10 protein-coding genes are annotated in these 19,924 nt (G+C 61.7%); 8 read left to right on the forward strand and 2 right to left on the reverse strand.

Annotated elements, in window-relative coordinates; all coding sequences use genetic code 11:
• Nucleotides 1-106 precede the first annotated feature (106 nt).
• Nucleotides 107-2,869, reverse strand: coding sequence for a Tat pathway signal sequence domain protein (locus GE253_RS18120; RefSeq protein ID WP_153205557.1), 2,763 nt, complete (start codon nt 2,867-2,869; stop codon nt 107-109).
• A 143-nt stretch (nt 2,870-3,012) separates the two neighbouring features.
• Between GE253_RS18120 and GE253_RS18125 the strand changes: the two genes are divergently transcribed.
• Nucleotides 3,013-4,977 carry a rhamnogalacturonan lyase gene (locus GE253_RS18125; protein WP_173012713.1) on the forward strand — a complete coding sequence of 655 codons (1,965 nt, stop codon included), beginning with the start codon at nt 3,013-3,015 and terminating at the stop codon, nt 4,975-4,977.
• A gap of 148 nt (nt 4,978-5,125) precedes the next feature.
• Here the strand turns inward: GE253_RS18125 and GE253_RS18130 are convergent, their stop codons facing one another.
• Nucleotides 5,126-8,056, reverse strand: coding sequence for a TonB-dependent receptor (locus GE253_RS18130; protein WP_173012714.1), 2,931 nt, complete (start codon nt 8,054-8,056; stop codon nt 5,126-5,128).
• A 1,124-nt stretch (nt 8,057-9,180) separates the two neighbouring features.
• Here GE253_RS18130 and GE253_RS18135 point away from each other — a divergent pair.
• The 7 genes from GE253_RS18135 to GE253_RS18165 all read left to right on the forward strand — a co-directional run bounded on the left by GE253_RS18135 (nt 9,181) and on the right by GE253_RS18165 (nt 19,876).
• Nucleotides 9,181-9,501 (forward strand): L-rhamnose mutarotase, encoded by a 321-nt coding sequence (locus tag GE253_RS18135; protein ID WP_153205559.1) that lies wholly within the window; start codon nt 9,181-9,183, stop codon nt 9,499-9,501.
• Between the two features lie 14 nt (nt 9,502-9,515).
• Nucleotides 9,516-13,352 (forward strand): beta-galactosidase, encoded by a 3,837-nt coding sequence (locus GE253_RS18140; protein ID WP_211101507.1) that lies wholly within the window; start codon nt 9,516-9,518, stop codon nt 13,350-13,352.
• A gap of 230 nt (nt 13,353-13,582) precedes the next feature.
• Complete coding sequence (locus GE253_RS18145; RefSeq protein WP_153205560.1) at nt 13,583-14,689, forward strand: glycoside hydrolase family 88 protein; 1,107 nt, start codon at nt 13,583-13,585, stop codon at nt 14,687-14,689.
• A 165-nt stretch (nt 14,690-14,854) separates the two neighbouring features.
• Nucleotides 14,855-16,336 carry an MFS transporter gene (locus GE253_RS18150; RefSeq protein ID WP_153205561.1) on the forward strand — a complete coding sequence of 494 codons (1,482 nt, stop codon included), beginning with the start codon at nt 14,855-14,857 and terminating at the stop codon, nt 16,334-16,336.
• A gap of 190 nt (nt 16,337-16,526) precedes the next feature.
• Nucleotides 16,527-17,438 (forward strand): amidohydrolase family protein, encoded by a 912-nt coding sequence (locus GE253_RS18155; protein WP_153205562.1) that lies wholly within the window; start codon nt 16,527-16,529, stop codon nt 17,436-17,438.
• Nucleotides 17,435-18,703 carry a rhamnogalacturonan acetylesterase gene (locus tag GE253_RS18160; protein ID WP_211101508.1) on the forward strand — a complete coding sequence of 423 codons (1,269 nt, stop codon included), beginning with the start codon at nt 17,435-17,437 and terminating at the stop codon, nt 18,701-18,703. The genes GE253_RS18155 and GE253_RS18160 overlap by 4 nt, the downstream gene beginning before the upstream one ends.
• 207 nt (nt 18,704-18,910) lie before the next feature.
• A complete protein-coding gene (locus tag GE253_RS18165; RefSeq protein ID WP_153205563.1) occupies nt 18,911-19,876 on the forward strand; it encodes an alpha/beta hydrolase in 966 nt (321 codons plus the stop codon).
• Nucleotides 19,877-19,924: the final 48 nt, after the last annotated feature.

The raw sequence follows: 19,924 nt of genomic DNA on the forward strand, positions 1-19,924 counted from the left end.
CAACCTTTAGGCGGGTTGGTATCAGAACAGACGGTTCTGAATCAATGCCACCGTCATGCTGCTTGGCCCGCGCGCGGGGGCACGCGGGTCTTCATCGCCGCTCGGATTACCCTTTCGTCCTATAGGCATCCGGCCCCAACTGGGCCGCTACCGCTTCCAGCCTGTCACCCACCAGGGCCAGATTCTGGAAGGCGGCCAAACCCCATTGGGAGGTGCTGTTGGTGCTCATGGCCGGGTTTTCATCCACCGGGTGCAGCACGGCGGCCCCATCGATATGGGTCAGCTTCATGCCCAGCCCGTAACCGGCCTTGGCATGGCCGGTCAGGAATTCCTGCCAGGCCCGATCCGCCAGCTTCTGGTCGCCCAATTGCCGGGCGGCATAGGCGGTCAGCCGAGAATGGGATTCGGTCAGGCCGCGCCCCTTCACATCCTGGCCCAACAGGTTGCGCAGTTCCGCCGCTGGCGCGTTGTAGAAGGCGCAATATTCCAGCCAGGCCTTGCGATATTCCGGCGCATCCACCAGGGTCAGCAGCTCTGAATTGATCTCCACCGCGCCGAACACGGCGTTCAGGTGCGATACCCCGATCTGGTCGCCGGGGTCTTTAAAGGCACCGGTTGCCAGATCGAACGGCGCTTCCCCGGTGAACCAGCCGCGCTTCATCCGGCCGATGGCATTCATCCCGGCCAGGATGCGGTCGCGCCAACGCTTGTCGCCCGTGCGTTCCCATTCCGCCAGCCACATGGCCAGGAAGGAACCCCAGGTGGTGCCGAACCCGGCAATCACCTCCGTCGGCGGCGGCTTGCCCAGCTTGCGGCTGATATCCACGCGGGTCAGCGTTTCTTCCGACCCCAGCAGGCTGCGCATCAGGTCGCCCACCCGCTCATCCCCGCCGCTGAGGAAATAATAAATCCGGCGGTAAGCGGCGTTGGAGATGCGGGGCTGTTTGGAACTGTCGGCCCAATGCTGCACCCCGTGCCTTGTGCCAAAGCCGCGATAGGGGCCGATATGGTAGACATCCACCTCGCCGGTATGGCGGGTCATGGCTTCAGCCATGCGGAACACGTCCCCCCGCCCGGTACGCAAGAAGCTGTACCAAAGCCAAAGGTCGGGCGAGAGTTCAGAATTGGCCCAGGCATAGCCGCCAATATCATAGCGCCATTCATGCCGGTCACGGTCATAGCTGTGCATCACGTCGCCGTAATGCCAGAACCCATACCAGCGCCGCTGTTCCACCTGTCGCTGGTACAGGTCCAGCAGGAAATCGGCCTGATCCTCAATCAGCTTGCGGGTGGGGGTAGACCGGTCCACCAGCGCCCAGTCACCAAATACCGGCACGGCGTGCAGCCGTTCCGGCGAGCACATTAATTGCGGGCGTTCGCGCACGGCCCCCGCCATCTGCACCAGCTTGTCCCGCGCCGGGGTGGCCGGCAGGGACCAGAAATGCAGCTCGCTGGTGCGGGCAATGCCATAGGGGCGGCCCCAGCCTTCCTCATAATCCTCATAGGTGATTTCCAGCGCTTCGCGTTCGGTCGGGTGGTCCTTGATCCCCATCCCGTCGTGATAGAAGCGCAGATCCATGGCCGGTGCCTCTGGCGACCAGAGCCAGACCGTCACCTCCGCCAGCTCGCCATTGGCGCCACGGATATCCAGACGCGACGGATGGCTTTCCCAGAAATGCGACAGGGCGAAGGCGGTCCCGCCGCCCGTACCCCCGCCGACATAGCCCAGACCGGCGGCCCGCTGGCCCGATTGCGCATGGATCCAGCCATGGCCGGGCTTGGTGCGCTTGGTGATGGCAAAACCATCGGCATTGGCCTGCGACAGGGTAAAATCACCCCAGCTGGGGATCAGGTCCAGCCGCTTGGAGACGGTTTCCGCCATGCCGGACAAGGGGGGGATGGGCTGGCCAGCAATCTGGGCGGCGCGATAATCCTTGCCGGGGTCGCGGCGCAGGCCCGTCAGCGGGCGCACCGCCTCCCCCCACAGGCCGCCATCCAGCCCGGCGAAGCGGATATGCCGGTCATGCGGGGCATCGGCCAGCGGCACGGACGCGCGCAGGCCCAGACCGCGGATGAAATCCTTATTCTCATCCCCATCGAAGATGAAGCTGTGCATCACCCGCACGGATTCCGCACCGGCCTGAAAATAAAGCCGCACGGTGAAGGGCAGCCAGTCGCGCAGCCCATCGGCGCCGGTGCCGCGATGGCTGCCTTCCAGCTTCACCACCGCGCGGATGGGGCCGGATTGTTCCACCGTCACCTTGCCGATGGCGCTGGTGAAATTGCGCTGGGTCAGGCTGCCGGTGTCCGACAGGTCCGGCTGATCCTGGGAGATGGCCACCAGATGCAGGCCGCGCAAAACCTCCCGCCCGTCCACGCTGGCGCTGGCGATCAACTGGCCGCCCTGTTTGGGCACCACCCATTGCCGGGGGCCGATGCTGATGGTGATGGCATCGGCCTTTTCCACCAGCTTCACCGGGCTGTCCGGGCTAGCGGGCTTGCCAGCCTGCAATTCGTAAGTTTCAGCCGGGGTTTCCCCGGCGGGAATGCTGTGGGCCGACCATTTCAACGACCCGTCCGGCCAGGTGGCCAGCGGCCAGCTTTGCACCGGCACATCCCGCCCGCTGGCATCGCGCAGGCGGAAATTCTGGCTGGTCTTATAAAGACCCCTGGGCCAGGGAACGCCCAAGCTTTGGCCCAGATGCAGCGCGGGCACCTTGCCATCGATCCAGCGCAGGTTGGTGGTGGGCGCTTTTTCTGTCGCAGCAGCACTGCCGCCCGTGCTGGCCAATGTCAGGGCCGCTGTGGCCGTTGCACCAACGGCACCTGCGCGCATGAAGTCCCGCCGATTGGGCGTGCTGAAAGGCATTCCGCTTCCTCCCGTTTCCTGCCGCGTGCCATCGCCCTTAGGGAGGCGATTTGTTCCATATTGTGATTTTATGTTCTCTATATTGGAATTTAATTGTCAGATCAATCGGCATATAGTGCCCAAAACCAGCCCAGGGAGTGGATATGAGAATGCTTACCCCCACCAGCCGCGCGGTGATGCTGTCGATGGGATTGGCCTGCGCCGCCGTGGCGCTTGCCAGCCCGGCCATTCAGGCCGCAACGCCACGGCAGATGGAAAAGCTGGATCGCGGCATGGTGGCCGTGCCGTCCCAGGGTGGGGTATTGGTGGGCTGGCGTCTGCTGGGCACCGATCCGGCCGATCTGGCCTTCAACCTTTACCGCGACGGGCGCAAGCTGAATGGCAAGCCGCTGACCGGCCCCACCAGCTTTCTGGACAAAGGGGCCGATGGCAGCGGCACCTATACGCTGCGCCCGGTGCAAGGCGGGGCGGAACAGCCCGTGGCCAGCACAGCCAAGGTGTGGCAGCAGGGTTACCTGACCATTCCCCTGCAACAGCCGCCGGGCGGCACCACCCCCAAGGGGGAGGCCTTCACCTACAACGCCAATGATGCCAGCGTCGGTGACCTGGATGGCGATGGCCAGTATGAAATCGTGCTGAAATGGGACCCCAGCAATTCCAAGGATAATGCCTTTGGCGGCTATACGGGGCCGGTGATCCTGGATGCCTATCGCCTGGATGGCACAAGGCTGTGGCGCATTGATATGGGCCGCAATATCCGCGCTGGTGCCCACTACACCCAATTCCTGGTCTATGATTTCGATGGCGATGGGCGGGCCGAACTGGTGGCCCGCACCAGCGATGGTACGGTGGATGGCACCGGTGCCGTGATCGGTGATGCCAATGCCGATTGGCGCGGCCATGCCGGTGACGTTCCCCAGGCCGACCGCACGGGGGCTGAAACCAAGGCGGACGGCAGCAAGGTGGCAAGGCTGGAAGGCCGTATGTTGAAAGGCCCGGAATATCTGACCGTGTTTGACGGGCGGACCGGCAAGGCATTGGCCAGCCAGCCCTATCTGCCGGGCCGCGACGATGAAACCGACGCCCCCACGCCGGAACGCATGACGCAGGTATGGGGCGATGGCTATGCCAACCGGTCCGACCGGTTCCTGGCCGGGGTTGCCTATCTGGATGGGGAACGGCCCAGCATCATCATGGCGCGCGGCTATTACGCGCGCACCACGCTCGCCGCCTGGGATTGGCGCGATGGCAAGCTGACCGAGCGCTGGTACTTCGACAGTTCCGCTCCCGGCAATCAGGATTATGCCGGCCAGGGCAACCACCAGCTTTCCGTCGCCGATGTGGATGGCGATGGCAAGGATGAGATCATCTATGGCTCCATGGCCATTGATGATAATGGCAAGGGCCTGTGGTCGGCCAAGCTTTACCATGGCGACGCGCTGCATGTGTCTGATCTGGACCCGCTGCATCCCGGCCTGGAACGCTTCGGTGTGCATGAAAGCCCCGGTCGCAATGGCGGCATCGGGGCCGCCATGTTGGATGCCGCCACCGGCAAGATACTGTGGACCACGCCGACGGAAAAGGATACCGGGCGCGGCGTCGCCTTCGATATTGATCCGCGCTCACCGGGGGCCGAAGCCTGGGCCAGCAATGCCCCCGGCCTTTACAGCGCGCAAGGCTCCCTGATCGCCCCCAAACATCCGCGACAGATGAATTTCGGCATCTGGTGGGATGGCGATCTGCTGCGGGAATTGCTGGATAAGGAAGAGATTGCCAAATGGGATTGGCAGAAGGGCGACACCGTCACCCTGCTGGCCGCCGATGGCGTTTCCTCCAACAATGGTACCAAGGCCAACCCCACACTTTCCGCCGATATTCTGGGGGACTGGCGGGAAGAGGTGATCTGGCGGACCAAGGATAACAGCGCTTTGCGCATCTACACCACGCCCTGGCCCACCGATTACCGCTTCGTCACCCTGATGCATGATCCGGTCTACCGGCTGGGGGTGGCCTGGCAGAATGTCGCCTATAACCAGCCGCCCCATACCAGTTTCTTCTTAGGCCATGGTATGGCCCCGCCGCCGGCCCCGCATATCCGCACGCCGTAAGAAGCGGGGAGGGGGCGGGGTACCAAACCGCCCCCTTCTTTTGGTCGTTCACCAAAGTCCATGAAAAAGGGCGGCACCCGTTCTGGATGCCGCCCTTCTTTTTATCCAGCCCACCCGGGCCGTTGCCGGCCCGGGTGGGGGATCAGGATCAGTACTTGTAGGATGCACCGACATAGTAACGCTTGCCGGAATAGGCCAGCTCGCCCAGGCGGACATCGTCGCCCGACGTTGTGCGCTCTGCTTCGCCGGTCAGGTTCTTGCCTTCGACGAAGAAGGACATGCCGCTGCCGAGCAGACGATAGGTGAACTTGGCATCCAGGTAACCGGTACCATCGCGGAATACCGGGTTACCCGACCGTTCCGCCGCCGACTGCAGCCACTTGGTACGGCCATTATAGGCGACACGCAGGTTGTATTCATCCTTGTCGTAATAGGCGATCAGGTTGTAGCTGTGCTTGGACAGACCGGGGAAGGGCAGATCCCCACCCGTCAGGGAATTGGTGAGACCGACATTCTTGGCGTCGGAGTAAGTGTAATTCACATTCAGACCCAACCCATCGAAGGGGGAGGGCAGGAAGGTGAAGGCGGTCTGGGCGGACAGTTCAATACCGTTGATCTTGGCACCCTTGCCATTGATCGGCATGGACACGTCAAACAGGGTGCCGTCATTAAACAGGTCGACATTGCGTACCAGGGTGCGCGCCAGGATGAAGCTCTTCACATCCTTGTAGAAATAGGCGGCACTCAACAGGGTGTCGGGATTGACATACCAAGCCAGGTTAACGTCGTACTGGTCGGCCCGATAGGGGTCCAGGTCCGGGTTGCCGGAGGAGCAGGTGTCGTTCAGATCATCCTGCTTGCCTTCGGCGGTGACATCAATGATGCAATTGGCTGCTGGCACCAAGTCGGTCGGCTTGGGACGTGCCATGACCTTGGCATAGCCCAGCCGCAGGAAGACCTCATCCGGCGACAAGGTGAAGTTGAAGTTTACCGCCGGCAGAATGTCGGAGTATTTTTCGTCGATCGAAACGGGTGCCACGCCCTTGGTCGTCACCGCTGTCGTTGCGACACCCAGGTCGGTTCGCACGATATTGCCGTTGGCATCACGAACATAATCCCGTTCCTGGCGGGTCAAAGCGCCGGACGCCTCGATCTTGGTCTCGACATAACGGGCGCCAGCATTACCGGAGACCGGAATGCCGAACAGGTCGAACTCGAAATTGGCTTTCAGATAGCCGGCGGAAACCTCCTCCGAAATATCGTGGGCCGGGATCTGGGCGTAGCCATTGGCCTCGCGCAGCAGATCATGGTTGAAGCCGGATGTGTCGAACCAATCGCCGATCTGGCTGACATCGGGGGCCATCCAGCCGCTGGGCACCGATCCGATATTGCCGCCATACCCATCATAGAAATTCTGCGGCGTCAGCTTGCCGGTGGCGCGGACGAAATCCACCAGCCGTTGTGGCGACCATGTCAATCCGTTGGTGGTGGTGCCCAACGCGACATTCTGCGTGATATTGGCGCTGGGAACGACGGTGCCATCCAAGGCCGTATAGCCACCGCCGGCATAACGCACGGAGCCGACCTTGCGCCATTGGCCACCAGCTTCGAGCGTGGTCAGGAACCAGCGGTCCAGATCGTAATCAAAGTCCAGCTTGGCGGCATCCTCGCTGGTTTCCACCTCCTCCGGCCGATATTGGATCGCCGCCGTGCCTGTCCGGTAGGTTTCCGGATTGCTGGGGTCGAAGCTGCTGGGGAAGGTGAAGGAGGGAATACCCTTATCGGACAGCTTGATATGAATCCCCGGCACCGTTGCCGTGATGGCGACCGAGTTGGAATTGCTGTTCATCGTGGAACTGGACGTCGTGCCAAACCCGTTCAGGCGCCAATTGTCGCCGTTCCAGTTAAAGCCCGCCGTGTAATATTTAGACTCCAGCGTATAGTCGAAGCCACGCATCTGGCTGCCGAAAATCTGCTTGGCACCACCCGTGCCCGACGGCACGGTGCTCGACGTATCAAATTCGACCAGATTGTGGTTTGCGTCGACCACAGCCCCGGCAGCATTGATACGGGAGGAAGAGGTCAGATCAATGGAATAGTTGTAATCAGTCAGGAACTGATCACGCTTATTGTAATTGACGTCCACATAGACATCAAAATCATCCGTCACCTGATATTGCAGCGTTGCCATGGCGGAGATGCGCTTGTCATCGCGTTCCCAGAGACCGTAACGCGGAATGCGCGGTGACAGGTCGTTCCATTGCGACAGGCAATTATTGCGGTTGGTCGAATTGGTGATGCTGCTGCACGAAGCCTTGGTCGCGTAGGTTTCATAGCCGGCGACGGTACGGGTCTTGTCCGGCGAATTGTCGAAATCGGCCAGGGATACCCATTCGGTGTTGCGCAGGAAGTCACCGCGCGTCTGCACCTTGTCATAGGTGGCGTTGATCAGCACGCCGAACCGGTCATCCAGGAACTTGTCGCCATAGGTGACATTGCCGCGCGGTGTCACCTTATCCATCAGGTCCAGATACTGGCCAGCGATGGAGGTGGAGAACAAGGTCTTCTTCAGCTCCAGCGGCCGGCGCGTCTGCACCGAAACCGTACCGCCGACACCGCCTTCGGTCATGTCGGCGGTGAAGCCCTTGAAGACGTCGATGGACTTGATCAGTTCTGAGGCCATATCGCGCAGGTCGGCACCGCGCGAGCCTGTACCCGCATTGCCCAGCACTGAAACGCCATTGATTTCAACGCGGTTCAGGTCAGGCTCGACACCACGGATGGAGACGGATTCGCCTTCGCCGAAGGCCCGGCTCAACTGCACGCCGGTGATGCGCTGCAGGGCCTCACCGACATTCTTGTCGGGGAAAGAGGCGACGTCTTCCGCCACCAGGCTGTCCACCACCGTATTGGCGCGCTTCTTACGCTCAATCGCGGACTGCAGGCTGGCGCGGGTGCCGACGACGATAATCTCTTCCAGCTCCACGGCTGCATTCTGCTGGGCGACCTGTGCGGTCTGTTGTGCCAGGGCGGATTGCCCCAGGCTGGCCAATGCCAGGCCAACCGCCGCGCAAGACAACAACTTCCCGGGCCGCGCCATGCGACCATTACGGTATGACATCCGAATCCTCCCATACCTTCACCGATGGCCATCCTTCACCGGGTCGTTCGCCGACCGGGCCGGACGCTTTTCGTCATGCGATTTCCCGCGCACAGGATGTGCCGGGCTTTCCCCAACTTGCGCTTTATTGATGGCCGGGAGGGCGGGGCCTCCTAGCCTGTCGAGAAGAGTATATTGCCACTATGTGGTGATCAACCGCATATTTTGGGATTTTGCCAAAAAATAAGAGAGATCATCTTTTGTGTTGCAGATTTGCAAAATAAAACCCGTTACAACGACAAATCGTTATAACGGGTTTTGAGTCTAGGGAGAAGTAAAAGCACGATATAAGGTCGCCATAATACTCAATCTATTCGATTTGAGTTTAGGAGACCCGGGGATTCGGCGGCAAGATTTGTGATCTCTCTCAAACTATGACACCGAATTTCGTGATCGATATTCCTTCTTTTTGAGAAGGAATATGGCGATCCATATTCTGTTAAAGTGACTACGTTGGCATGTTTGTGTCGCCGCATCTGCCGCCATCGTGTTGACACCGGTGACAACGCGTCTGACGCCAAACCCTGACGATGATTGTCTGAAAATCCCAGGCCCTTTCCGTTCCCCCACGTCGCATGTTCTTCATTCTTGTGTATAGATTGGCTAATCATCATACAAAAGGCAAGCGGAATTTTTCATATCCCGATATATGGTTTCATATTATGGAATAAGCCATTGTTTTGGCGGAAAAATGCCCTTCCGTTCCGTCAGGCGGCAGCAAAGCACATCCGGCTTTTTGGAAAAAATCTCATATTGTGCAATCACTGTCCATATTATATTACTAGTCGAGCTGGCCCCTGACGAGAAGGGGCAAGTCTTTTAAGAAGAGTGGGTGTGATACACCAGGGAGGGGGCGGGGTGCCTGGGTAAATCAGTGCTGGTTTCCCGTCGGGGTTCCGACCCTGCCTGCCCGTTTCATTCACCCCAGTAAGGCCGTGACGGCGTGGCAGCGTCGACGGGGAGGAAACCGGTTCGCCATGGGAGCACTCCGGCCGCAAGGCTGCGCCAGGGTGAACAATAACGAAAAACCAAGGAGAGGGTCGATGTCCAGCACCGCGTTCCGCATGAAGCTGAAGCCCGGTTTTGTCGAAGAATATAAGCGCCGCCATGATGCGCTGTGGCCCGACCTGGCCCTGGCCCTGCGCGAGGCGGGCATCTACGACTATTCCATTTTCCTGGATGAAGAGAGCCTGTCCCTGTTCGCTGTGTTGAAGCTGAAGCCCGGCTTCGAGGTACCGCGCGCCGCCTTGCCGCAACAGCCGGTGATGCGGCGCTGGTGGGACTATATGGCCGATATCATGGATGTGAACCCGGATAATTCCCCGGTCGAGGTGCCGTTGGCGCCGATGTTCCACTTCGCCTGAGCGGTGGCATCGGTATGAAGAAGCACAGCTGCCCCCGGAAGCTGGCCCTGGCGCTTGCGCTGGCCACGCTGCCTTTCCTGTTGACCGCTGCCCCGGTGGTGGCCAAGGACGGCCCCACCTATACGCTGACCAGCTTCAGCAATGGCAATGCGGCGGCGATGAATGTCTATCGCGCCGATGATGCGCTGAATTTCAAGCCGGTGAAGGAACTGGCCTATCAGCCGCCCGCCGGCCTGATCCGCGATCCGTCCATCATGCGGCACAGCGACGGCAATTATTATGTCGTCTACACCACCAACTGGACCGGGGATGAGATCGGCTTTGCCCGCAGCGCCGATTTGGAAAGCTGGAGCTTCCTGGGTAACCAGAAAATCGCCGTGCCGGGTATCACCAATGCCTGGGCACCGGAATGGTTCCGCGATGATGATGGCAGCGTGCATGTCGTGCTGTCTGTGTCCAGCAACGGCACCCAGGGGCTGTTCAAGCCCTGGTTCCTGACGGCACAGGATATCGGGCTGACGCAGTGGTCGGCCCCGAAACTGCTGAGCGGGCTGGGCCCGAACTATATCGACGCCTTCATCATCAAGCAGGATCGCCGCTACTACGCCTTTGCCAAGAACGAGACGACCAAGTTCATCGAACTGGCGACGGCGACCAGCCTGGAAGGGCCGTGGAGCGTGATCCGGTCCGGCGATTGGGCCGGTTGGGGTCGCCATATTGAAGGGCCGGCGCTGGTGAAGCGTCCCGATGGTGGCTGGCGCATCTATTTCGACCAATATATGGACAAGCGCTACTGGTACAGCGACAGCATCGACGGCATTGAAAAATGGTCGCCCAAGGTGGAACTGCCCGGTCTGTCCGGCACTGTGCGCCATTTCACCGTGCTGAAGGAAGGGGGGGAGGACAAGGCGGCCAAGGATAAGCAGGCCATCGCCCCTGGTCCGCAGCGCGTGACCTACGACAAATATTCCCTGAAGATCGACGGCAACCGCATCTTCTCCTGGGGCGGGGAAATGCACCCGTTCCGCCTGCCCAGCCCGGATTTGTGGCGGGACGTGTTCCAGAAGATGAAAGCCAGCGGCTATAATACGGTCGCCATTTATTTTGACTGGGGCTATCACTCGCCTAAGCAGGGCGTGTACGACTTCACCGGCATCCGCGACATGGACCGGATGCTGACCATGGCGCAGGAGGCGGGGCTTTATGTGGTGGCCCGGCCGGGGCCGTACATGAATGCCGAGGTGACGCGCGGCGGCTTCCCGTCTTGGCTGGTCAACCAGCAGGCCAAGGCCCGCACCGACAATCCCGAATATCTGGCGGCTGCTGACGAATGGCTGACGCAGATCAACGCCATCCTGGCCAAGCACCAGATCAACAATGGCGGTAGCCTCATTCTCTATCAGATCGAGAATGAGCTGGACATGACCACCCCGTCGCACCAGCGCTACATGCAGCATCTGTATGACAAGGTGCGGGCCGACGGCATCACCGTGCCGATCTTCCATAATGACAAGGGCCGCAACGGTTATTGGGTGCCCAAGGGCAGCAATGTGCCGGGCACGGTGGAAGGGCCGAACGACCTCTATGCCTTCGATGGCTATCCCGGCGGGTCGTGCAATGTGGACGGTTCCACCGGCAACCCGACCGTGGCCCCGGACTGGGGCCTGTATGGGCCGGGTGGGGCCAAGGGCGGGGCATCGGCATCGCCCAATACGCCCGGCTTTGCGGCGGAATTCGGCGGCGGCTGGTTCGATTATTGGGGCAGCAACGATACCTATCCCTGTACGGCACAGCGGGCGGGGTCGGCCTATCAGCGGGTGTTCTATGGCACCAACATCGCCAATGGCCTGACGATCCAGAGCTTCTATATGACGTTCGGGGGTACAAGCTGGGGCTGGCTGCCGGCACCGGTGGTGTTTACGTCATATGATTACGGTTCGGCCATCGACGAGACGCGGGGCTTGCGCGAAAAGGCGCAGACCATGAAGCTGATGGGCCATTTCCTGAACACGGTCAAAGATTTGGCCCAGATGGAAAAGGCCGAGGGGCTGCAGCCTTCGTCGGAGAAGATCAAGCTCTATCATAATGTCAATCCCAGCACCGGCACCCGGCTGCTGGTGGCGATGCACAACCCGCCCAACGCCAGGACCGACGATAGCTTCACGTTTAAGGCCAAGTTGCCGGATGGTGACTATGCGATCCCGCAGGCCGGCACGCTGCGCATCAATGGCTATGACGCCAAGATGTGGTTGGCCGGCTATGACATGGAACGCCAGCGCCTGGTCTATTCCACGTCGGAACTGTTCACCCATCTGCGCCAGGGCGAGGGCGATGTCGCCCTGTTCTATGGCCGCAAGGGGGAGGATGGGGAGACGGTGCTGCGCTATGTCAGTGCGCCGACCGTCACGGTGCTGGACGGCAAGGTGGAGAGCAGCTTCGACGCCGCCAAGGGCGACCTGCGGCTGAACTATGTCCATGATGGTCTGGCGCGGGTGCGCATCTCCGGCGGGGGCCGTGCCGACATGGTGCTGCTGCTGGCCGATGTGGAGACGGCACAGAGTTTCTGGCGTCAGGAAACAGCCGACGGCGTGCTGTTGCAGCGCGGGCCGGCACTGGTGCGCACCGCCAAGCTGGATGGCCGCACGCTGGAACTGACCGGGGACACCAATGCCGAAAGCCCGCTGGAAGTTTGGGCACCGGCTTCCATCTCCCGCGTGCGCTGGAACGGTGACACCGTGTCGATGGAAAAGGGTGTGGGTGGCAGCCTGATCGCCAAGGCGGCGCTGAAGGGTCCGGTTGAGATTGCCTTGCCGGATCTGACCAAGGCCGACTGGCGCATCCAGGCCGGATCGCCGGAAGCGGCGAAGGATTTCGACGATAGTTCCTGGCAGAGCGTGCGCTCTGGCCGCACGGCCAGCTTCGTCAAGCCGCCCGCCGGTCAGCCGCTGCTGAACATGGATGATTACGGCTTCCATCACGGCGATGTCTGGTATCGCGGTCGCTATAGCAGCGATGGGTCGGTGACCAAGCTGGACCTGCATTATGGTGCCGGTGGTGCCGGCATGGTGCAGGTGTGGCTGGATGGTCAATATCTGGGCCAGAATGTGCTGCCCACCGGTCTTGCCCGCCCGCCGGGCCAGGGGGTGGCCAGCTTCGATATCCCGGAAGCCTTGCAGGCCCCCGGCGACCGGGTGCTGTCCGTCATGGTGCGCAACAATTCCCACCATTGGGACTTGGACGCCGACGATCTGCATAAGGAAGCGCGCGGCCTGATCTCCGCCTCGCTGAGCAATCCGACCTCCAAGAGCTTCCTGCTGCCGATTTCCTGGAAGATTCAGGGCAATCTGGGTGGCGAGGATATTCAGGATACGGTGCGCGGGCCGATGAATAATGGCGGCCTTTATGGCGAACGTGCCGGCTGGTATCTGCCGGGCTTCGATGATGGCGGCTGGCAGAAGGCCAATGTGCCGGCCCAGCAGGCCCGACCGGGCACGGTTTGGTATCGCACCCAGTTCACCCTGGATGCGCCCAAGGGCCATGACCTGTCCCTGGGCCTGTCGATTGGCGATACCTCGACGGTCCGTTCGGCCGGCAATTACCGGGTGCTGTTCTTCGTCAATGGCTGGAACATGGGCCAATTCATCGCCAATGTCGGGCCTCAGCGCACCTTCGTGATCCCGACCGGTATCCTGAACCCCGATGGCAAGAACACGCTGGCCCTGGCCGTGACCAGTGACGGCAAGCCGGGCGACGCGCTGGAAGCCGTCCGGCTGGTGAATATGCGCACCGCGCGCAGCCCGTTGAAGGTGGAAATGGTGAAGTCGCCTGCCTTCAAGGAGGTGATGCGGTGATGGTTTTGCGCTGCTCAACCCCTTTTCAGGAGAGGGAAGCGCTTCGCCTCTCTCCACCGTCACCCCGGCGAAGGCCGGGGTCCAGGGGCCACAGGCGCCTCGCTCTACGAACCTGGACCCCGGCCTTCGCCGGGGTGACGGTAAATTAGAGCGACAATGTTCTCCCTTAAAAGGCCCCCGGCCTTACCCCAAACACCAGCACACAAGCCTCTCTTCAAGGATAGAGACCTATGCCTAACCTCGCCCATGGCATCCAGGCCGCGGATGTCACCAAGACCATCGATCTGCTGATCAGCAATCTGGTCGATATCAAGGACCAGACCGGCGAATTCCTGCTGCGCCTGGACGATGGCCGCGTCATCGACACCAAGGGCTGGAACGATTGGGAATGGACCCATGGCATCGGCCTCTATGGCATGTGGAAATATTACGAGCAGACCAACAATGCCCGTGCCTTCCAGATCATGCTGGACTGGTTCCGCGATCGGTTCGCCGCCGGCACGCCGACCAAGAATATCAACACCGTCAGCCCCTTCCTGACGCTGGCCTATCTCTATGAGAAGACCGGCGACCAGTCCTACATCCCCTATCTGGATACCTGGGCCGAATGGGTGATGGATGGGCTGCCGAAGACCGAGGAAGGCGGCTTCCAGCATATCGTCTTCAACAGCGAGAACCCGCAGCAGCTGTGGGATGATACGCTGATGATGAGCGTGCTGCCGCTGGCCAAGATCGGCCTGCTGCTGGGCCGCCCGGAATATGTGGAAGAGGCCAAGCGCCAGTTCCTCATCCATATCAAGTATCTGTTCGATACCAAGACCGGCCTGTGGTTCCATGGCTGGACCTTCGACGGCCGGCACAATTTCGCCAACGCGCTGTGGGCGCGGGGTAATTGCTGGGTGACCATCGCCATCCCGGAATTCATCGAGCTGCTGGACCTGAAGAAGGGCGACCCGCTGCGCAGCTTCCTGATCGATACGCTGGAAAATCAGGTCAAGGCGCTGGCCAAGTACCAGGCCGAAGAGGGCCGCTGGCACACGCTGATCGACGATCCGTCCTCATATCTGGAAAGCTCGGCTGCCGCCGGCTTCGCCTATGGCATCATGAAGGCGGTGCGCAAGCGCTACATCTCCGCCGAGTATGAGCCGATGGCCATCAAGGCGGTGAAGGCTGTGCTGGCCAAGATCGCGCCGGATGGGGAATTGCAGGACGTGTCCTTCGGCACCGCTTTGGGTTCCGATCTCCAGTACTACCGCGACGTCAAGCTGACCTCCATGCCCTATGGCCAGTCCCTGGCCATCCTGTGCCTGACGGAGCTGATGCGCCGGTTTATCTGATCGGGGCGGGGGTGGGGGCAGACATGTTCCCCATCCCCTCCCGTCATCCCGGCGCAGGCCGGGATCCAGTGTCACAAGCACATTGCCCTACGAACCTGGACCCCGGCCTTCGCCGGGGTGACGGTAGGGGTAGGGCCAAATCCATAAAAACCCCAGGAAACGCCCATGACCGCACGGCCCGTCAAACCGATCAACTACCTCGCCTATGGTGCCAACGACATCTTAGGCGCGGGGTCGATGGCCGTGATCAGCGGCTGGATCCTTTATTTTTATACAACCTTCTGCGGGCTGTCGGCCACGCAGGCCGCCGCGATCTTCGCCATTGCCCGCCTGCTGGACGCCATTGTCAGCCCGATGGTGGGGCATCTGTCCGATAATTTCTATCGCACGGCGCTGGGCCGCCGCTTCGGTCGCCGCCGTTTCTTCCTGCTGATTGCCATCCCGCTGGTGCCCACTTTCGCCTTGATGTGGGTGGGGGGGCAGAGCTTCTGGTATTATCTGGCCACTTACGTCCTGTTTGAGACGATTTATGCCGTCGTCCTGATCCCCTATGAAACCTTGGCCGCTGAAATGACCAAGGATTACAAGATCAAGGCCAAGCTGGCCGGCATCCGCATCCTGTTTGCGCAAAGCTCCGCCATTGCCGCCGGCTTCCTGCCGGCGGCCATTATCAGTTGGGTTGGTGGCAAGGACAGCGCCGACACTTTCTTCATCATGGGTGTCATCTTCGCCGTCGCGTTTGCCATTGTGCTGGCCTTCACCTGGGCCTTCACGTTCGAGCGTTCGGTGGCGGAAGTGGAGCAGATGAAGGCGGGCGAACCGGCGCTGAGCCTGGGGGACAGTTTCAAGACGCTTTATGCCAACCTGTTCTCCACCTTGAAAATCCGCGCCTTCCGGCTGCATCTGGGCATGTATCTGGGTGGCTATATCAGCCAGGACGTGTTCAACGCCGTTTTCACCTATTTCATCGTTTTCGCCATGGGCAGCTCGGTCGCTGTGGCCTCGTCCATGCTGGGCAGCATGTATATCGTGCAGCTTTTCGCGGTGGCCCTGTTCATCCAGCTCTGCCTGCGCTTCCACCCCGCGCCCTCTTACCGGGTGGCGGTGTGTTTCTATATTCTGGGCGTTGTGGGCTTCCTGCTGCTGGATGCGGTGAAGCCGGAGAATCTGGCGCTGTGGCTGTTCGTGCCGGTGGCCCTGTCCGGTATGGGCCGTGGTGGCCTGAACTACATTCCCTGGAACACCTATAATTACATGGCCGATGTGGATGAGGTGGTCACCGGCAAGCGCCGCGAGGGCATTTTCGCCGGGGTGATGACCTTCATCCGCAAGGCCACCCAGGCCGCCGCCGTGATGGGGGTGGGCCTGATCCTAGAGGCTGGTGGTTTCCTGCCCAAGGCCCCCGTGCAGAGCGATGCGGCCATCAACACCATCCTGCTGGTGATGGGCATCGGCACCATCGCCGTGCTGTGCGGCGGTTTCCTGGTTTCCCTGCGCTTCAAGCTGGACGGCCCGCGCCATGCCATCCTGATGGAGGAAATCGCCCGCTTCAAGGAAGGCAAGATGGAGACGACACCGGACCGCAAGGCCATCCTGGAAGACCTGACCGGCTGGCGTTACGAGACGCTGTGGGGTCGGGGGCGGTGAGGATCATCTGAACGACAAAGTAATTTAAAGGATTGTCTTAATCGCTTGTCGCCCTCTCTCCCGTCACCCCGGCGAAGGCCGGGGTCCAGAATCACAGGCGCATCGCTCTACGAAGCTGGATCCCGGCCTTCGCCGGGATGACGGTGGAACGGAGTAAGAGCAGCGCAGAAAAAATCTCGCGGAGGAACCCATGACCAGCCTGCCGATCATCGACCCCCACATGCATCTGTGGGATTTCACCCGTCAGCATTATTCCTGGCTGATGGATGATCCGCTGCCGCCCAATGCGGCGGGTGACGTGGCCCCCATCGCCAAGCCCTATGGGCTGGCCGAATATCTGGCCGACACCAGCGGCTTCGATGTGCGCGGTGTGGTGCATGTGGAGGCGGGGGCCAGCACCGCCCAATCGCTGGCAGAAACCCAATGGCTGCAGGGCGTGGCGGATGAGGGGCGGTTGCCCATGGGGCTGGTGGCCTTTGCCGCGCTGAATGACCCGGATGTGGAACGGCTGCTGGCCGCCCATGCGGAGCACGGCGCCGTGCGCGGCATCCGCCATATCATCAATTTCCATACCGATCCGGCCAAGACCTATTCGGCCCGCGATGTGATCGGCGATGCGGACTGGCAGGCCGGTTACGCCCTGCTGGCCAAATATGGCCTGTCCTTCGACCTGCAGATCTATCCCAGCCAGATGGAACTGGCGGCCCAACTGGCGGCCCGGCACCCGGATATTCCGGTGATGCTGAACCATGCCGGGATGCCGACCGACCACGACGATGATGGCTTGGCCCTGTGGCGGCGCGGGTTGGCGTTGTTGGCGGCCCAGCCCAATGTGTCGATCAAGATATCCGGCCTGGCCATGATCGACCGGACCTGGACCACCGACAGCCTGCGCCCCTTCGTGCTGCACGCCATTGAGACGTTCGGGACCGACCGGGCCATGTTTGCCAGCAATTTTCCGGTCGACAAGCTTTATGGCAGCTTCGGCACGCATTACGCTGCCTATGATGCCATCACGGCGGATTTCACCGAGGCGGAGCGCCGGGCGATGTTCGCCGGCAATGCCAATCGTCTCTATCGTCTGGGGATCGCCGGCCTATGAGGGGGCGGCTGCTGGCCATGGTCGCTATCGGCCTGCTCTCCACCCTGCCGGCACAGGCGCGGGAGCGCTGGGATTTCCGCTTCAGCCCCGCCGCCCAGGCCCCGGCCGAGGCGGTGGCGGTGTCCAGCGGCGATCTTTATGACCCGTCCAAGGGCTTCGGGTTTGAACCTTCCTATCGGCCAGAAGCGGACAAGCCCTTTCTGTTCTCCGTGAAAGTGCCGGAAGGCAATTACCGGGTCACCGTCACCCTGGGCGATGCCCGGGCGGCGGGTGACACGACGGTGAAGGCGGAAAGCCGGCGGCTGATGCTGGCCGACGTGGCGACGGCGAAGGGTCGGTTCGAAACGCACAGCTTCATCGTGAATGTGCGCGACACCGGCCTGCCGCCCCCGCCGCCCAACGCCCCCGGCGGTGCGGCGGTGCGGATCAATGAGCGGGAAGTGGGCAAGCTGGATTGGGATGACAAGCTGACGCTGGAATTTGACGGCAAGGCCCCCAAACTGGCGGCCCTGTCGATCGAACGGGCAGAGGTGCCGACCCTCTATCTGGCCGGTGACAGCACCGTCACCGACCAGCCGGCGGAACCGGGTGCCAGTTGGGGCCAGATGCTGACGGCGTTCCTGACGCCGGATCTGGCGGTCGCCAACCATGCTGAATCCGGGGAGACGCTGAAAAGCTTCATCACCGGTCTGCGGCTGGACAAGCTGTTGAGCCGGATGAAGCCGGGCGATTATCTGTTCATCCAGTTCGGCCATAATGACAGCAAACAGGGCTGGCCGCAGACCTATGCCGACCCGGCCACGACCTACCCGGCCTATCTGCGCGTCTTCATTGCCGAGGCGCGGCGGCGCGGGGCGACGCCGGTGCTGGTCACCCCCATGCATCGCCGCAGCTTTGATGCCAAGGGCCAGATCACCAACAGCCATGGGGATTATCCCGATGCCGTGCGCCGGGTGGCGGCAGAGGAAAAGGTGGCGCTGATCGACCTGACCGCCATGAGCAAGGTTTTGTACGAGGCGTTGGGGCCGGAAATCGCCCCCCGCGCCTTTGCCGCCGATGGCAAGGATGCCACCCACCATAATAATTACGGCGCCTGGCTGCTGGCGCGCTGCGTGGTGGAAGGCATCCGGGCGTCGGCCCTGCCGCTGAAGGATCATATCAGGGCGGATGTGAGCCGTTTCGACCCCGCCCATCCGCCCTTGCCCGACGCGGTACGGATCGCAGAGAGCCCGATGCGGTCGGATGTGACGCCGCGGGGGAATTGAGGGGGACACCTTGCCCGGCGTCATTCCGGCGAAAGTACGTGACGTTGCGACAGGGCCAATGAAGTGACTTTCCCCGCTTTTACCGTCACCCCGGCGCAGGCCGGGGTCCAGAATGCCAAGCGCCTCGCTCTTCGAAACTGGACCCCGGCCTGCGCCGGGGTGACGGACTTAGCAGAACGAAAAAAGCTCATTCGAGGAAACACCATCATGCAACGCCGCACCCTGTTCACCGCCGCTGCTGCCACCGCCCTGCTGGCGGCCAGTCTGCCCGGCACCAGCCAAGCCGCCGATGTGAAGGGCGAGACCCTGTCGCTCTGGCCCGGTGACAAGCCGCCCGGCGGGGAAAAAGTGACAGTGAAACAGTCGGAGGTAGCGCGGTCGGATGATCCGCGTTTCCGCGATGTGGCGATCATGAATGTCACTCAGCCCAACCTCACCTTGTTCCGCCCGGCCAAGCCCAATGGGGCCGCCATGCTGATTATTCCCGGCGGTGGCTATCAGCGCGTGGTGGTGGGCAAGGAAGGCTATGACATTGCCCAATGGCTGGCCGGTGAAGGGGTGACGGTGTTCGTCCTGCTGTACCGTCTGCCCGCCGATGGCTGGGCGGCCGGGCCGGATGCGCCGTTGCAGGATGCCCAACGCGCCATCCGGTTGATCCGCGCGGGGGCCAAGGGCTGGGGCATTGATCCCGCCCGCATCGGGGTGATGGGCTTTTCCGCCGGCGGGCATCTGGCCGCCATGGCGGCCACCCGGTTCGACAAGGTGACGTACAGGCCGGTGGATGGTGCCGATCAGGTCTCGGCCCGCCCGGATATCGCAGCACTGGGATATCCGGTCATTTCCATGGTGCCCGGTATCGCCCATGCCGGTTCAGCCAAGCAGATGCTGGGCGAAAACCCGGCGGCGGATCGCATTGCTGAATTCTCCGCTGATCAGGGCGTGCCGGCCAACGCGCCGCCCAGCTTCATCACGGCGGCGGCGGATGACAATGTGGTTCCGGTGGAAAATTCCCTGCTGATCTATGCCGCCCTGCGCAAGGCGGGGACCAAGGTGGCGATGCATCTGTTTGAAGCCGGCGGCCACGGCTTTGGCCTGCGCAGCCCGAAAGCTGCCCCGGTAGCCGCCTGGCCGTCGCTGTTCATCGAATGGAGCCGCAGCCATGGGTTTGTGTGAGGGGGTGCGTTATCGCAAAAACAACCGTCACCCCGGCGAAGGCCGGGG

The organism is Niveispirillum sp. SYP-B3756, from assembly GCF_009495745.1.
In the GTDB taxonomy this organism is placed as follows: domain Bacteria; phylum Pseudomonadota; class Alphaproteobacteria; order Azospirillales; family Azospirillaceae; genus Niveispirillum.

Bases quoted from the DNA above. Each gene is read 5' to 3' on its own strand.
- GE253_RS18120 (WP_153205557.1), bottom strand. From the start codon at position 2,869: ATGCCTTTCAGCACGCCCAATCGGCGGGACTTCATGCGCGCAGGTGCC.
- GE253_RS18125 (WP_173012713.1), top strand. From the start codon at position 3,013: ATGAGAATGCTTACCCCCACCAGCCGCGCGGTGATGCTGTCGATGGGA.
- GE253_RS18135 (WP_153205559.1), top strand. From the start codon at position 9,181: ATGTCCAGCACCGCGTTCCGCATGAAGCTGAAGCCCGGTTTTGTCGAA.
- GE253_RS18140 (WP_211101507.1), top strand. From the start codon at position 9,516: ATGAAGAAGCACAGCTGCCCCCGGAAGCTGGCCCTGGCGCTTGCGCTG.
- GE253_RS18145 (WP_153205560.1), top strand. From the start codon at position 13,583: ATGCCTAACCTCGCCCATGGCATCCAGGCCGCGGATGTCACCAAGACC.
- GE253_RS18150 (WP_153205561.1), top strand. From the start codon at position 14,855: ATGACCGCACGGCCCGTCAAACCGATCAACTACCTCGCCTATGGTGCC.
- GE253_RS18155 (WP_153205562.1), top strand. From the start codon at position 16,527: ATGACCAGCCTGCCGATCATCGACCCCCACATGCATCTGTGGGATTTC.
- GE253_RS18160 (WP_211101508.1), top strand. From the start codon at position 17,435: ATGAGGGGGCGGCTGCTGGCCATGGTCGCTATCGGCCTGCTCTCCACC.
- GE253_RS18165 (WP_153205563.1), top strand. From the start codon at position 18,911: ATGCAACGCCGCACCCTGTTCACCGCCGCTGCTGCCACCGCCCTGCTG.